Origin of the sequence: Nocardiopsis sp. RV163, from assembly GCF_001029525.1 — a bacterium.
GTDB lineage: Bacteria > Actinomycetota > Actinomycetes > Streptosporangiales > Streptosporangiaceae > Nocardiopsis > Nocardiopsis dassonvillei.
Map to the genome: position 1 here is coordinate 1 of NZ_LEKI01000136.1, position 15862 is coordinate 15862.

At 75.4% G+C, this 15862-nt stretch carries 8 protein-coding genes; 2 read left to right on the forward strand and 6 right to left on the reverse strand.

Annotated features, from left to right (window positions below):
* Positions 1-63 precede the first annotated feature (63 nt).
* The 5 genes from ABD54_RS20490 to ABD54_RS20510 form a co-directional block, all read right to left on the reverse strand.
* Positions 64-837, reverse strand: a complete 774-nt coding sequence (locus ABD54_RS20490; RefSeq protein ID WP_235432133.1) for a hypothetical protein — start codon at positions 835-837, stop codon at positions 64-66.
* Positions 834-3485 (reverse strand): GTPase-associated protein 1-related protein, encoded by a 2652-nt coding sequence (locus ABD54_RS20495; protein WP_047871140.1) that lies wholly within the window; start codon positions 3483-3485, stop codon positions 834-836. The genes ABD54_RS20490 and ABD54_RS20495 overlap by 4 nt, the downstream gene beginning before the upstream one ends.
* Positions 3486-3595: 110 nt before the next feature.
* Positions 3596-4810: a hypothetical protein gene (locus tag ABD54_RS20500; protein WP_200904156.1), complete on the reverse strand. Its 1215-nt coding sequence runs from the start codon at positions 4808-4810 to the stop codon at positions 3596-3598.
* Positions 4804-9054: a hypothetical protein gene (locus ABD54_RS28055; protein ID WP_047871141.1), complete on the reverse strand. Its 4251-nt coding sequence runs from the start codon at positions 9052-9054 to the stop codon at positions 4804-4806. Before ABD54_RS28055 ends, ABD54_RS20500 begins: the two co-directional genes overlap by 7 nt.
* A 466-nt stretch (positions 9055-9520) precedes the next feature.
* Positions 9521-11548 (reverse strand): acyltransferase family protein, encoded by a 2028-nt coding sequence (locus ABD54_RS20510; RefSeq protein WP_047871142.1) that lies wholly within the window; start codon positions 11546-11548, stop codon positions 9521-9523.
* 519 nt (positions 11549-12067) lie between these two features.
* Between ABD54_RS20510 and ABD54_RS20515 the strand changes: the two genes are divergently transcribed.
* On the forward strand, positions 12068-13207 hold the full coding sequence (locus ABD54_RS20515; RefSeq protein WP_053063631.1) for a hypothetical protein: 1140 nt from the start codon (positions 12068-12070) through the stop codon (positions 13205-13207).
* 135 nt (positions 13208-13342) lie between these two features.
* On the opposite strand, the gene ABD54_RS20520 is transcribed toward ABD54_RS20515, so the two are convergent.
* Positions 13343-14719 carry a choice-of-anchor A family protein gene (locus ABD54_RS20520; protein WP_047871143.1) on the reverse strand — a complete coding sequence of 459 codons (1377 nt, stop codon included), beginning with the start codon at positions 14717-14719 and terminating at the stop codon, positions 13343-13345.
* A 742-nt stretch (positions 14720-15461) separates the two neighbouring features.
* On the opposite strand from ABD54_RS20520, the gene ABD54_RS20525 reads away from it, so the two are divergent.
* The coding region (locus tag ABD54_RS20525) for a DUF6518 family protein (RefSeq protein WP_047871144.1) at positions 15462-15862 on the forward strand (401 nt) is incomplete at its 3' end.

A 15862-nucleotide genomic window follows, 5' to 3' on the forward strand; every position in this document is an offset into this window, starting at 1 on the left:
TCCACGCGCACGTGCCCCACACCCCGGGAGGAAAACCATGGCGATCTTCGCCGTCACCTACACCTACGCCCCCGACAGCGCCGCCGCGCGCGACGAGCACCGCCCCGCGCACCGCGACTCCCTGGCCTCGCCCGGACGGTGCTCCAGCCCCCGGTCGCAGTGCGGACAACGCGCCTCCAGGCCGGCCGAACCCAGCAGGAGCAGCGTGGGCAGGCGCGCTCCGCACAGGCACTCCCGGCGCCACAGCCCCCGCCCGCCGGGGCGGATGGAGCCGTGCCGCCGACCGCAGCGCGCGCACAGGTAGGCCGGGTAACCCAGCCGCAGGAAGCATCCCGGGCACACCATCCGGATCCGGCGCACCAGGAGCAATCCCGAGTCGGCGAGCCGCAGCGCTCCGACGGCGCTCCACGCCGAGGCCAGGTAGAGGCCCACCACCAGGGCGTGCACCAGGAACTGCGGCAGCAGGAACACGCTCCAGGGCGCCGCGGCGTTCCAGCTTCGCCCCACCACCGCGCGCAGGTCCCACCAGGCCGGACCGCCGTGGTAGGCCAAGTGCGCGGGGTCGTCCCGGGTGCCGGGCAGCGGCTCGTCCGGGTGGTCGCCCGCCCACATCACCTCACGCACGCGGCGCAGGTATGAGACCACCAGCACGCACCATCCGACCAGGAGGGCGGCGCCTCCCCCGAGCACCACGGCGCTCACCAGTCCCGCGAGCAGCCACCACCGCAGCAGGTAGACGACCAGCAGGCCCAGGCCCGCGCCGACGGCGATCAGGAGCGCCGCTCCGATCCGCGCGCCGCCGTCGTCGTCGCGCCGCGACCGCGCCGCCCCCCTCACGGCCGCCGCTCGCCCGACCGCGAACCCAACCCCAGGAACCCGCGCCCGCGCGGTTCGCGCGAGCGCCGCGCCCACTCGTCGAAACCGGCCGCCGACTCGCGCGGCAGCTGTCTGCGCATCCTCGCCAGGTGGCGCCGCCGCCAACCGCCCACGGCCGGTGCGAGCACCGACGCGTCCAGGCGCCCGGCACGCCCGTGCCCGGCCAGGACCCGGTGCCTCGTCGCCCGGTACACCAGGGCGGCCGTGGCCGTGTCCGGCCGGTCGTCGGCCAGCCGGGCCGACACCGCCTCCCCGTAGGCCTCGAAAACCCGTGCCGGGCAGTCCCGCAGGGCCTCGGCCAGCAGCGAGCACTGACCCCACCCCAGCAGCACGCGCACCACCAGTCGCCAGGCCACCTCCTCCACCGCCGGATGGGTCCCCCGCACGGCCGCGTACACGGCGGCGAGGCGCTCATGTGCCCGGTCCTCACCGGCCGCGCGCAGTGCGACCAGGGACGGGCGGACCTCGGACCACTCCATGACGACCCGTCGGCCGGAATCGGGAAGCCGGGTCCGCAGCCAGTGCCGGGACACCTCGTCCACCAGCTCCCGCCACGTCCGTTCCTGGCCCGCCCCGGGGGGCGCCGCCATCGCCTCGGCCACCCAGCCGCCCACTCCCGGCGCCACCAGGATCCCGGGGCGCAGCACCCGCAGGACCAGCAGGGCGGCCCGCGCCCCATGCCCGGGCCCCCACACTTCGGTGAGCAGCTCCTCGTCCAGGTCGTGCGCTGCGAGCCCGGCGGCGCCCGCCGCCCGGCCCTCCCGGCGCACGGACACCAGGTACGACAGCAGCCCCGGAAGGTCGCTTCGGGGGTCGGTGGCCAGTAGCCGCAGCTCGCGCAGCGGGGCGCTGGACCCGTCGCGGTCGTTGGCGAACAGGGCGCCCACCGGCCCGGCGGCGAGGGCCGACAACCTCTCGCGGGGCAGCGAGGCCAGGTGCGCGGCCGCGCCCCGGCGCACCCCGGGGTGGGCGGCGACCAGCGCACGGGCCTCCGGGGAGGGCAGGTGAGAGGCGGCCAGCGACGGGGCGAGCACCACGCCGCCGTAGCGCTCCATGCTCTCCTCGCAGGGCGGCAGGCCGCTGGCCCGGGCCCAGCGCAGCAGCACCACCGCCCGGTCGGGGGCGAGTTCGCCGCACTCGCCGTCCAGCAGGGCGGCGACCCGCTTCCGCGCCGCGCGGCGCACCGACTCCGTGCGCATCGGCGTCACCGCGGGGGCGCCCCCTCCCGCGGCGATGTCGTCCAGGGAACGGCGGACGATCACGTGTTCGAGTCGTTCGGTGGCCCCGTCCGCGCCGCCCAGCCGGTGCGCCACCCGCTGCAGCCCGGCCAGGTCAGCGGTGTCGAGCACTCCCGTCGACGGCTCGGTGAGCAGAGCGGCGGCCCCGGAGGTCCCGTTCAGGCCCCTTCCGGACGGCCCGCCCCGTTCCCCGCCGGACGCCTCGCCCCTGTCACCGCAGGGCACTACGCCGACCGACCCGCCAGCCAAACCGTCCGAGGAACGGCCGGACACGGCGCCCACCAGCTTCCGGTCCGTCCTCCGGTCGCCGACCTCCATCCCTACGCGGGCCCCTCCCGGCGCCGCGGCGTCGGCGTCCAGGATCCGGTGGACCAGCGCCGCCGCGTCCCCGGGGGCGAGCCACTCCACGGCCTCGGGGAGCCATTCGCGCACCTCCCGCAGGTCCTCGCGCGCGGGAGCGTCCGCGGCCAGCAGGGACGCCGCGGCCAGCACCGGGAGCCAGTCCGCCAGCGTGCCCTCGCGGCCCGAGGCGTACGGCCGCGCCCTGTGCCACAGCGCCGCCGCCCGGCGCGTGCCCAGCCGGACCAGCCGGTCGGCCACGACCCGCGCACGGGGATCGGGTTCGGGGAGCGCGTCCGGCGGTTCCTGCTCCGGGTCGTACACAGTGAACCTGGTACGCCACAGCGCGGTGTCGGAGCCGGGCGCGACGCCGACGAGCTGCACGAGCGCCTCGTCGGGGTCTCCGCAGTAGGTCGCGAACGACAGAAGCCGTGCCCGCCGAGGCGGAAGCAGGTGGCTCAGGGCCGCCACCCAGTGCGCCACGGACGCGCTGTCGGCCACCAGCACCAGCGGACGTGAGCCGTCAACGGCGTCGTCGGCGGCGAGCAGCAGCCGCGCCACCAACTCCTCCGGGCGGCTCCGCACCCACGCGTCTGTGCGCCGGCGGTCCAGCGGGCCGGGGCCGACCTCCGGCGCCGTCAGCTCCGCCAGTTCGGACAGGCCGGGGTCGCCGACCGGCTCCTCCGCCCAGAAGTCGGCCCCCCACAGCTCCGCGGGCAGCGGGCCGGACTCCTCGGGCCCCGGCGCCACCAGGCTGTGCGCGAAGTAGTTGCCCGGCCTCCCGGACGGGTCGTCGCCGCTGGAGACCACACGGCTCACCACAGGCACCCCGCCCACGTCGGGGGAGTAGCACAGGTTGACCGGATGCTCGTCGACGCGCTCGCGGGACCGGGGCGGCTCGTACACGGTGAACCGCTCGACCTCCCTGAGCACCCGGGGGTCCACCCCGGGTGTCGCCGCGTTGAACTGGTACCCGGCGTAACCGGACAGGCCGTGCTCGCACGAGGTGTAGTACAGCTGCGCGAAGCCCATCGGCGCACCCCTTCGGTCTGGTTGTCGCGGGGGGTCTGGTTGTGGATCGGTGGTGGTTCACAGGTGCCCGTGCACCGAGGACCGACGGGTCCGCCGGGCCGGGCTCCGGATCAGGACGCCTCGCGCGAGGGGATGACCCCGAACTCGCTGAGCATCCACAGAAACGGGTCGGCGACCCGGTAGGGGCGCACCCCGCCGCGCACACGGTTGCCCGCGTCGGGGACGCCGCCCAGGGCCGACACCCCGAAGTAGCGGGCGTTGCGGTAGTGGTTGCGCACGTGGCCGTCCACCCCGCCGCCGTCCCACCGGTGCAGCAGCTGCTGGATCTGGGCGTGCACGTCCTGGCTGTCGGACTCGTCGAAGAAGGGCGCGGTGGGCTGCGGCCGGTGCAGCGGCGAGCCCTCGTCCAGCTCGCCGTGCAGCGCGTCGATCTTGGTCAGGCACACCGCCATGGGCACCTGGATCAGCCTGTTGACGGCTCCGGGGCGGCTCATCAGCAGGTCGGTGACGCGCCCCAGCACGTCCAGCGGCCGGTTCCGCGCCGTGTCCGGGGCGGGCGGCCGCCCGCCCGCCCCGGACAGCCGGCGGGTGCCCTCCATCCGGAGCGGGTCCAGCAGGAGGATGATCCCGTCGGCGCTGTTGAGGTAGCGCAGGTTCGCCTCCACGCTCTCCCCGGAGGTCAGGTCCTCCCCGGCGGTGTCGAAGAACGACAGCAGCGTGTGCTGCGGCCGCCTGCCGCCCAGCCCCCGGCGCTGGGTGGTGAACCGGAACACCAGCGGTTCGCGGGTGACCCCGGTGCGCCTGGTGGCGCCGAGCAGCCGCGCCTCCTCGTAGAGCGGGGTCTCGTAGTCGGCGTGGAACCGGTGCCGGGTCTGGTCGTCCGACCCCCCAACCGACGCGTCGAACCGCGAGCCCACGCGGTTCATCAGCTCGTGGATGAGCACTGTCATGAACACCGTCTTGCCCGCGTCGCGCGCCCCGACCAGGGCGATCATCCGGCTGCGGATGCGTCCGAAGTTCACGGGGAGCTGGGCGTGGCAGGTGGCGCACACCTGTCTGCCGGTGGTCGACGCGCACTCCGGGCACACCGCCCGGGCGCTGCGACCGTCGGCCTCGAAGACCGGCGGCAGCCGTTCGCGCCGCCCCAGTTGGGCGCGGATCGCGGCGTCCTCCACCGGGGCGCACACCCGCCCGTCCGGCCCCGGGCGCCCCGTGCACCGGAAGCGGATGCGGCGCTCGGCGAACCGCGAGTAGCAGTAGGGGCACACCAGGAGGCGGCCCTCGACGGGGATCAGCGAGCGTACGGCGTCCAGGCTCCTCAGCACCTCAGCTCCCTCACCGGGGGCTGGCGCAGCCGCACCCCCCGCCCGTCGTCGTCAGCCGGGAAGCACATCAGCCAGCCCTGGCCCGTGCCCCGCGGTGGCCGTACGCGCACCGAGACCCACTCGCCCGCCGAAAGGTACTGGGCGGGCAGGATCGCCAGCACCGTCCCCTGGTCGGCGGCGTGCGGCTGCACCGGGCCGTCGGCGTACACCACGACCACCTCGGGCATGGTGCAGTCCTCCTCCGCGACCAGGTGGACCACCCGGTCCCGGCGCAGCAGGCCCGCCGACTCCACGCGGTAGTCGAGCACCGCCCGGCCGGGAACGGTGACGCTCGCGGCGGAGCTCACCGCCTCCCCGCCCTCGAAGGGGACGACGGCGCGCACCTCCACCCGCACCGACTCGGGGCCCATGAGAGTCTCGAAGCCCCCGTCGGAGGAGTACTGGCGGCGGGTGCAGCGCAGTCGGCCGCCGGTCCAGGTCTCGGTGCCGCGCTCCTCGGGGCGCCAGGAGACGATCGCCGCGCAGGCGTCCTCGGGCCAGGTCCACCCGAGCCGGACCGAGGTGTCGAACCGCTCCGCGCGCAGCCCCTCCACGGGCGGTGCCGCGGTCACCCGCACGGAGACGCCCACGACCGCCTGGTCGCCCGCCACCGTCACCGCCAGGACGTGGTTGGTGCCCGACTCCAGGGTGAACGCCACCCGCTCCCGTTCCTCCCGAGGTGCCTGCGCCTGGTGCGCGCCCTGCTCCTCTGCCGCGGTCATGCGCTTCCCGGCTACCGCGGTGGCGGACGCCCCGCGGTTCCACGGGGCCGCACCGGCCGCTGGTGCCCCGGGAACCCCCTGAGTACCAGCTTGCGCGGCTGACCCACGGTTCCCGGTCGTTCCGGGGTTCCCCGGCGCACCGGTGGGCGCTGCCGTTCCGGAGGCGTTGTGCGTGGCGCCGGTGGCCGCCGTCGGCCCGGGGTTTCCGGCCGTTCCTGCTCTGAGGCTCCCCTGTGTGCTGGTGCCCGTTTCCGTGTCAGGAGCCCCCGCGGTATCGGGAGTCGCTGATGCCCCGCGGTTCCCTACGGCCTCGGGAGCCCCGGCCTTCGCGTGTCCTCCGTGCGTGCCTCCGGGCGCGTCAGGGCCTCCCGCAACCCGGTCGCCGGTCGCCCCCGGACCTTCGGGCCTCTCGGGTCCGGAGCGCGTGGCCGTACCACCGTGCCCCCCGGCCCCTCGGGGCGCCGCGTCCGTGAGCAGGCCCGTGGCGGCGCGGCCCTCGGCGCGGTCGTGGGGGGCGACGTCCTGCGGGTGCGCCACCGGTCCGCTCCCCGGTCGGCAGCCCGCGGCCGCGTGGTGCGAAGGCGGGTTCGCCGTGCGGGTCTCGCCGTCATGGGAGTCGGCGCCGGTCCGCTCCGCGGAGCCGAACACGCGGGCGCCCTCGCCCTCCCCTCCCGCGGGCGGAGACGGCAGCGTCACGCGCGGCAGGTCGGCTCCGTCCGCCTGGGGGGCCGCCTGGGCGTTCACCGGGCGCTCGCGCCCGTCGCGGGCGTTGGCCCCGGTGCGCGCGGGAGCGCCGTCCCCCGCCCCGGTGTCCGCCGGGGCCGTGGACTCCGCGGCGGGGGAGGGCTTGGCGTGCCTCCCGACACTGCGAACGCGGTTACCGGGTTTCTGCGCCGTGCCGGGAGCACGGTCGCCCGCGGAGCCTCCGGGCGCCGCGGAGCCGCCGGAGGACGCGTGCGGGGTACGACTGTCCTGGTCGGGAGTGGTACGGGTCTGCCCTGAGGGCCGTTCCCCGGGGGCCAGGATCCGGAACCCCTCCCCATCCCCGTCCGCGAAGCCTCCGAGCGGGGAGTCCGTGCCCTGGTCGGCGCCTCGGGCCCGGGCGGGGCTCCCCTCGTCCGGCTCCAGACCGCGGATGCCCCCGGTCTCCCCGTGCCCGCCCTCCTCGAAGGGCGCTGTGCGCGGCTGGCCCGCGGCGCGGAACGCGCCCGGGCCGGGACGCGCTCCCGTCTCCTCGGAAGGGGCGGTGCGCGGCTGGCCCGTGTCGTGGAACGCGTCCTCGCGGGGACGGGCCCTGCCCTCCTCGGGCACCGCGGCGCCGGTGCGCGGCGCGTGCGGCGCACGGGTCTCCTGGACGGGGGCGTTGCGGGTGCGGCCCGTGCTCCTCTCCCCGGGCCCGAGCACGCGCACGCCCTCCCTCTCCTCGCCGGGCGTCCCCCCGCGAGCGGGGTCCGCGTGGCCGTTCACCGGCCCCGAGGGCCGACCCGCACCGGCGCGAACACCCGTCCCTGCGCTCCTGCCGGCCCCGCTGCCCTCAGGGGACCCCCCGTCCTCGGCCACCGGGGTCTGGGCCACCTCACGGCCGTAGGACTCCAGGTCGTCGGGGCCGACCACCGTGCCGAGGGGCCACTCGGGCGGCTCCTCCCCGACCCGCAGCACGACCCTCCCCCGGGAGGGCCGCGTCCACGAGGCCCGGAAGTCCGCGCCGCCGTCCGGCACCACGGACAGGTCCCGCACCGCTTCCGGGCACGGGCCCGGGCTGGCCCGGCGCACGAGCCCCGCCGACCCCCGCGCGTGCCCGTTCGAGGTCACGTAGACCGCGCGGATCCGGTAGTGGTACTCCACGTCCGTTTCGACGTCGGTGTCGCAGAACCCCGACCCGTCCGTCTCCACGCGCACGCCGTCGCCCGCCCCGCGCGGCGGCGCCCCCACACCGCGCAGCACCTCCACGCGCACCGCCTCCGCGGGGGCCCGCCAGGACCCGGACACCGACCGCTCCCCGGCGCGCACCCGCAGCGAGGAGACCTCCGGCGCGATCATCACCGGCGCGGACGACGCCTCCTCCGACACCCCGAGGTCCTCGCGCACCGCCACCACCGCGTAGCGCGCCTCCGCTCCCACGGGCGCCCCGGTGTCGGTGACCTCGTTGCCCGACGACTCGCCCACCAAGGCCTCGCGTGCGCTCCCGTCCCGCCCTGTGCGCCGCGTCACCCGGTAGGTGACCGATCCGCCCGGCCCGGGAGCGGGCTGCCAGGAGACCACCACGCTCCGGCCGGCGACCCGGGCCTCCACACCGCGCGGCGGCGGCGTCGCCACCTCGCCGAGCCGGGCGGCGAGCGCCTCGTCGTCGGCGGCGGCGTCCGCCGCCGCGGCCAGGGCCCGGGCGGCCTCCTCCCGGTCGCCCGCGCGCAGCGCCCGCTCGGCCTGCGCGGTCAGCTCCTCCACCTGCTGCATCCGCGCGCGCAGGCGCTCGTGCAGGTCGTGGTCCTCGGGCAGGTCCTCGGCTGCCTCCTGCGCCTGGCGCAGGAGGTTGTCCGCGAGCAGGTCGTGCACGTCGCGCTCCGCCCGGGCGGGCGCTTCGGCGCCGGAGGCGGACCGCCGCACGGCCGCGGCCAGCAGCAGCGCCTCCTCCTCGTACAGCCCCCGGCCGACCCAGTGACGGGCCAGGCCGGACTCGTCCGGGGCCTCCGGGCGCTCCCGCAGGTCCTCGACGACCTCCCCCAGCACGAGGGCGTCGACCCGGTCCCCCTCGGCGCGCAGGATCTCCAGCAGGTCCTCGGCCGCCGCCCTGCCCTCGGACTCCGGTTCCAGCCGTACGCGCTGGACCGCCTCGTCGAGGGCGGCCTTGTCCAGGGCGGTGCCGTCGTGGAGCCGGAAGCCGTCCAGCACGCTGAAACCCTCGGCCAGGCGCTGCTCGCCGAAGACCTCCATGGGGGAGAAGGGCACGCCCCTGGTGCGCAGGTGCCCGCGCAGGACGCGCAGGGTGTCCTCGGGAGGGGAGTCCTCCAGTCCGGGAAGCCGGTCCACGACGCTCACACCGTGTTCGAGCAGGACGCGTTCGGCGTCGGCCTCGGTGACGCCGACCGGCGCGATCATCGAACGGAGGGTGTCGCGGTCCAGGAGCGCTGTCGTCAGGCCCCCGGCGATCTCGGACCACGCGTCCAGGACCCGCTGGGCCTCGTCGGCGCGGACCTGACGGAAGTGGGCGTGTGTGAGCGCGCCCTCGTCCTCCAGCCGCTCGTGCTCGGCGATGAGGCCGTCCAGCACCTCCCTCAGGGAGCGGCGGCTGCTCCGGAGCGCGCGCCAGTGGGCGCACACCTCTTCGACGTGCTCGGTGAACGCGGACGGGTCGGCGCACAACCGCAGCTCCAGGCGGGGCTCGACACCGTAGCGCGTGAACAGGTCCGCGGGCAGCCCGTGGGCGCGCGCGGCCACCAGCACCTCGTCCTCGTAGCGTGTGCGTTCCTGTGCGTCCCAGGGCATCGTGCGATCCCGCTCCCCTCGTGTGGTCGTGGTCGTACGGTCCGGTGAGGGGGGTGGGCGGCGGGACCCGGAGGCGGTGCCGGTCAGTTCACGCGGCTCTTCGGGGGCCGGAGGCGGTGATCGCTCCCGCCCCGCCGGTCCCGGTCGCTTCGTGTCCCTGCATCGGCTCCGCCTTTCACGGCCGGGGATTTCCCGTGTTCTCCCCGTGCGGCCGTTTCGGGTCACGAGCATACCCCTCATGCGTGCGTTGACGGGGAGAACACGGGCCTTTCGGGGGCGCGCGTGTCCACGGGCTCTTATTGCGTGCGCAGAAACGGTTTTAAATTCGCATACTGCGACATCAGCCAAGAAAAACACCCCTTTTCTCGTTTCATGAGAAAAGGGGTGTCGCGCGCGAGGGAAGGCGTCATGGCGCGATTTCCTGTGCCGTTTCGCGCCTTTCCCGCGCTGCCCGTGCGGGGCGCGCTCAGGACTCCAGCGCCTCGTCCGTCCTCGCGGCCAGGTCATCGGTGAGCAGGTCGATGTAGGTGCTGGTGATGTGCCCGGAGTCGCGGTAGACCATCACGTTGCCGATCACCGCCGGGCACCCCCCGTCCACGCAGAACCGGTCGGTGAGGTCGACCCAGTGCACCTCGCCTCCGGACTCGCGTGCCGCGACCTCCTGCGGGTCGGCGTCCTGGAGCGCCTCCCGCTGGGACCGCTCGCACGGTGACGGGTCCTCCAGGTTGGCCGCCACGCACTCCACCACGTCCCGGCGGGCGCGCGGGGTGTCGCGCAGCGCCACGATCTCGCCGCTGACCCGGGCCACCTCCTCCCACAGCCGGTTCATGCCCTCGGCCACCACGACCAGGTCCTCCTCCGGGGTGGTCTCCTCGGCCGGGTCGCTGGCGGTGGAGGAGCTGGTGAACACCAGGTCCGGCCGAAGCTCCTCCAGTTCGCCGACCACCGCGCGGTTCCAGTCGCCGCACGCCGTGTAGGGGCCCCCGTCGGGACCCTTCATCACGGTGTCGGTGAAGGCGCACGAGGACTTGGTGTACAGGTGCAGCCGCCAGCCGCGCTCCTCTGCCAGCCCCTCCAGGGCGGTGACCCACTGGGCGCTGTGCGAGTCCCCGAGCACGGCCACGTCCCGGGTGGCGTCCTCGGGGCCGTACACGCACGGGTCCGAGGGGTCGGTATCGGAGTGCGAGGCCTGGCAGTCGTCGTCGTACAGCGTGGGCACGTCGTCCTCCGCGTCGACGGGGGAGGGGTAGAGCGGCCCCGCGTCGGCGGTCTGCCCGAGGGCGGCGGGGCCGGTGTGCACCGCCGGGTCGAAGGTCACCGACCGCTCCTGGTCGGCCCGCACGTACACCGCGCCGCTCACCGCGGCCACGGTCACCGCGCCCGCCGCGGCCACGGCCAGGGCGGAGCGGCCGCGGCGGACCAGGCCGCGGTCGCGCACCGGGTCCTCCACCCACACCTTGGTCGCCCAGGCCAGCAGCACGGCCGCGACCGCGACCGCCAGCGCCTCCGCCGCGCCCAGGCTCTCCCGCCCGAGCAGCACCAGCGCGAAGACGATCAGCGGCCAGTGCCACAGGTACAGCGAGTAGGACACGTCGCCGATCCACCGGGCGGGCGCGGTGCTCAGCAGCCGGGACGCGGACAGCCTGACGGGGGAGTCCTCGGCGGCGATCACCGCCGCGCCGCCCAGGACCGGCAGGACCGCCGCCCAGCCGGGGAAGGGCGTGGCGTCGTCATAGGCCACAGCGGAACCGACGATGGCGACCAGGCCCAGCCAGCCCAGGGGCGCGCGCCAGCGCTCGGGCAGGCCGCCGTGAGCCAGCCCGATCGCGAGCAGGCCGCCGACGGCCAGCTCCCAGGCGCGGGTCGTCGGCAGGAAGTACGCCGAGGCCGCCTCCTGCGAGGTCAGCAGCGCCGAGCAGGCCAGGGACAGCACCAGCACCGCGCCCAGCAGGACGGTGAGGGTTCCGGCGGTGGCCCGTCGGCGCCGCCGGGCCAGGGACCACACCGCGAACAGGAGCGGCCACACCAGGTAGAACTGCTCCTCCACCGACAGCGACCAGAAGTGCTGGACGGGGCTGGGCGGGTCGTCCGCGGCCAGGTAGTCCACCGCCTGCTGGGCCAGGTAGAGGTTCTCCACGTAGGCGGCCGACGCCACCAACTGCCAGGCGGTGTCGACCAGGCGGGTGACGGGCAGCAGGAAGAGCGCGGCCCCACCGGTGACCAGGAGCACCGTCGTCGCTGCGGGTAGGAGGCGCCGGATGCGGCGCACGTAGAAGCCGCCGATCGACACCTTGCCGTGCTCGGTGGCCTCGCGGTACAGCAGCGACGTGATGAGGAAGCCGGAGATCACGAAGAACACGTCGACGCCGACGTAACCGCCCGGCAGCAGGGCGGGGTCGAGGTGGTAGACGAGGACCAGGAGGACGGCGACGGCGCGCAGACCCTGGACCTCGGGCCGGAAACGGCGTCCGGTCCGGGCGGGTGCTGAGAACATGGGCTGGCTCCGAGAGCGGACTCGGCGACGAGGAGTGGACGGGGGTGTGTCCGGGGGTGAGTCGCGGGGGATGACCGCATTCTGTGCCGTCTCGAGGACCCGAGGCGACCCCGGAGCCGACACGGCGGCAGGTGTTCGCCCAACAGGGGTGCGGGGGACACGTTCCCTTGGTCGGGTGTTCGCCCGGCGGGCCCGGGAACCGTCTTCGGGGCGTTGGTTCCGCGGGGGCTGGCGGGATCGCGGTTTCCGGTGGGGTGAGGGCCTCGCGGGTGCACCGGGGGATGAGTAGGAGGACGGGGATCAGAGGGCGCTTGGGAGGCGCGGGAAAGCACCGTTCGGGGCCCGCGTCATGAGGTCCGCCCGGTGGATGCGACGTGCCCGGAAGGCGCGTGCGCCCGTTCGTGACGCGTCCGCTCCGGATCTGGGGCAGACTGTCGGATGTCGCCGGAAGGGATCGCGCCGGTTCGCCCAGGACCGTGCCGCGCCGCGGAGCCCCGTTCGCCCGAACGGGTCCGGCCCGTGCGACCGCGCCGCGAGAGGAGGCACACCGTCACCCCCGTCACCCCCCTGGCCCGCGCGCACCTCGTGGCCGCCGCCGCGGTCGTGGTCGTCGTGCCCTGTGTCCTGTACCCCCTGATCGGTCTGTGGACCCTGCTGTGGATTCCGGTCGTGCTGGTTCTGGGCGCCCTCGCCGTGCACTTCGGTGACGCCGCGTCACCCGCGGCGGCGCCGAACGCCGCCGACGCGACCGCCGACTCCTCTTCCGCTCGGGTCCACGCCGGACCGGACGGAACGCTCCGCGCCTTCGGCGAACGCGGCGGCGCGCGCGGCACCCGGATTCGCCCGGTCGCGCTGCCCAGCGCCGCACAGGACTACGACCTGGTGTTCTCCGCCGTGGTCCACTGGCGCTGGGAGGGCCACGTGGACCTGAGCCTGCGCAACCCGGTCGCCCCCGCCGTCCTGGCGGTGGTCACCCGAGCGTCCGCGCTGGCCCGCGGCGTCGAACCCGGCGACCACGGGACGGCCGAGTGCGAACTGGCCGCCCGGCTCGCGGTGGAGACGGCGGTCACCGGCGCCGGGGTCGTGGTGTGGGCGGAGGAGGTGAGCCTGCGCCCGCCGGAGGAGGACGCCGAACGGCTGCGCCGCATGGCCGCCCTGCGCAAGGACCGCGAGCTGCGCGAGGCCGTCCGCGACGCGGAGGAGGAGTTCGAGGACCTCCCGCCCGCCCGTGTCGGCCGGGCGCCTGCCCCGCGTCCGACCGCCCCGCCTTCCCCGCGCCCGGAGGTCCCTCCGCCGTCGGCCGTTGACGCGGGCCTGGAGGCCTTCGGCGGTCTCGACCCGCTGGACGACCCGCTCGGCCTCGGCGGGGACGACGGGCCCGGCCCCTCCCCGGGACCGGGCAGCGACGTCGACGAAGAGGGGTACGAGAGTTACTGGTGGCCCGCCGACGAAGGCCCCGAGTCGGCCGAACGCGACGTGCAGGTGGCCATCCTGCGCGGACTGGTCGACTCCTTCGAGGACGTCGAGGAGCGCGCGAAGTTCGTCCACGAACAGGTGGTCGTCCTGGAGCGGGGCGGTTTCACCGAGCTGGCGCTGCGCATCCGCGAGGAGTACCCCGAGCCGGACGGGCGGGGGCCGGACCCCGAGGCGCCCCGGTGAACGCCGGGGCCCCGACCACCCGGATCGGGGCCCCGCGCGCCACTCCGGCGGCCGCCGCCGAGGCTTTGGCCGCCGCCCCGGTCACCCGTCACAGGAGCGGCGCGCGTCCCGTGCCGCCGCTCGCCCGGACCCTCCTCAGACGGAGGATCCGGACTTCCTGCGCCTGGTGAAAACGAAGGCCGCCACACCGGCCCCGATCGCCACCACCGCCGCGCCGACCAGCCCCCACAGGCTCGAGCCGGTCACGGCCAGACCGCCGTCCGACCCGGCCGCCCGCTCGGGTGACGGGGAGGCGGAGGGCTCCTCGCCGGGCGTCTCCTCCGTGACGGGGCCCTCGGTCGGCTGCTCCTCCCCGGGGGCCCCGGGCTCCTCGCCGCCGGGGGTCGGCTCGGGCTCTCCCGGCTCCTCGGGGGTCTCGCCCCCGCCGGGCCCGCACGGCGTCAGCTCCGCGGAGAAGTCGCCGTTGTGCAGCTCACCGTTGCCGACGACGCCCGCGGACAGGGAGCCGTGCTCGAATGATGAGGCGACTACGTTGCCCTCGATGTTGCTCGGCGACAGCCAGCTCACCTTCGCGTCGGGAGCGAAGACGGTGCCCTCCAGGGTCCGGCTGTCGGGGGTGAAGGTGACGGAAGCGGCGTCCCCGAAGTTGAACAGGACGTAGCGGGCCTCCTCCAGACCGATCCCGGCCATGTTGGGGGTGCGCCACTCGAACCGCCCGTCCACGCCCGAGGTGTCGACGTTGACGAGGAGCGGCGCGTCCGGGCCGGGCTTGTCCTCGAAGGTGATGACCTCCAGGGCGGCCAGGTCCTCGGCGGCGACGTTCCACACGTTCTGGGCGCCCGGGACCAGCGGCAGGGTGACGTTGGCGCCCCGGTCGAAGGGAGGCAGGGCCTCGGAGCCGTCGCCCGTCCGCAGCGGGACCACCCCGCCCTCGCAGGCGGCGAGTCCGGCGGAGCGCTCGCGGTAGGCGGGGAACAGGCCCGCGACGTCCAGGGCCGCGCCGGTGACGGACTCCTGCGGCTGGCGGACGGTGAGCGAGATCCTCGGCGTGCTCTCACGGCCCTCGCGACCGGCGACCACGGTGTCGACCTGGGCGCCGTTGCGGTCCGTCGTGCTGATGTCTGCGTCCTCGGCGGCGCCGACCTTGACGTACCCGCTCTGGAGCACCTTGAGGTCGCCCTCGCTGGAGCCGAAGTCCACCCGGCCGTTCACCAGGAGGGCGGCGGGGTGCCCGTCGCCCTCGGCGGTGTAAGAACCGGGTGTGTGGGCGGCGACGTTGTAGTCGCCGAACACGAGGTCGCCGCCGACCGCGACGGCTCCCTCGGACTCGTTGCCCGCCAGGACCGCGTCGCCTTCGGTGACCACCAGGAAGCCCTGATTGCCGGACACGGGGTTGACGGCGGTCTCGGCCAGCGCGGGGGCGGCGGGCAGCAGCCCGAAGGCCAGGAGGGCGGAGGTGGAGGCGCAGGCCCCTCTCAGGAGCAGTGAGGGGGTCTGGGGACTTCTCGGCATCTCGGGTGTTCCGTTCCGGAGTCTTCGTACTGGTGGGGAATGCGGACTGGTGCGAAGGGGCGGACGGTCGGGGCGCGGGAGAAAGGGGAGCGTTTCTCCGGGGTGCGCCCGACGGGAACGACGGCGGTCGTCCCGATCGCGGACACGTCGCGCCCTCCGCTCCCGGTCGGAGCCGGGAACGCGGACCCCCGTCGAGGATCGTTTTGGGAGCGCTCCCGAGCATGGTTCGCACGGTGTCCTCCCCTTCCACGCGCGACACGTGCCGCCGGTTGCCATGCCGTCGCCGTTGTTCCGCTTCCGTGTCCTTCGCGGTGCCGTCGCCGCGGGCGGCAGCGCCGTCGCGCTGCGGACCGACGTCGCGGGAGGGGACGCCGTACGCGCGGCCTTCGACGCGGTCGAGGAGCGGTTCGGCGGCGTGGGCCCCGTCGTCGACCCCGTCGGGATCACGGTCGTGGACACCCGTGGCCGACCCCGATCTGGCCGACCTGGACCGCATGCGCCGGACCAGCGTCCGGGGCGCCTTCGTCGTCAACCAGCAGGCGGCCGGGAGGGTGCGCCGGGGCGGTCCCCTTCCCCGCCGGGCCCGGCCGCTGGGCCGACGGCCAGACCCTCCACGCCGACGGCGGTATGGTCGGAGCCCGACGAACCGGGGAAGCTGTGCACGGCGTTGACCCCTGTGAGGACAGGCCGCCCTGTCCGTGGCGAGCACGCGACGAGCGAACGGGACATACCCCATGGCCGCATGGCCGCAGACACGGAGAAGCCCGCGACCGCGCCCGTACCCGCTTTCACGAGCACACTGCCGGCCCCTCTGGGGGCGGCCGTCGGCGCGGGGCTCCTCGCGGGATTCCTGACCTCCTACGCGCAGGGACTGCTTCCCCACGGACTGGCCCCGCTGGCGAACTCGGCCGGGAGCTGGAGCCTGGTCGCACTCCTGCTCGGCATGTTCTCCCCGCGCCCGTGGGTCTGCGCCACCGCTGGCGTGCTGTCGCTGGCGGCGATGGTCCTCGGCTACGACCTCGCTTCAGTCCTGCGCGGGTTCTCCGCCTCACCTGGGGGGACGTTCTTCTGGCTGACCGCCGCCGCCCTGGCGGGTCCGGTCCTCGGCTGGGGCGGTAACGCGCTGCGCACGCGGTCCCGCCC

What these genes read in the sequence shown, in the direction of transcription:
- ABD54_RS20495 (WP_047871140.1), bottom strand. Translation starts at nt 3,485, where the DNA reads ATGGGCTTCGCGCAGCTGTACTACACCTCGTGCGAGCACGGCCTGTCC.
- ABD54_RS28055 (WP_047871141.1), bottom strand. Translation starts at nt 9,054, where the DNA reads ATGCCCTGGGACGCACAGGAACGCACACGCTACGAGGACGAGGTGCTG.
- ABD54_RS20520 (WP_047871143.1), bottom strand. Translation starts at nt 14,719, where the DNA reads ATGCCGAGAAGTCCCCAGACCCCCTCACTGCTCCTGAGAGGGGCCTGC.
- ABD54_RS20510 (WP_047871142.1), bottom strand. Translation starts at nt 11,548, where the DNA reads ATGTTCTCAGCACCCGCCCGGACCGGACGCCGTTTCCGGCCCGAGGTC.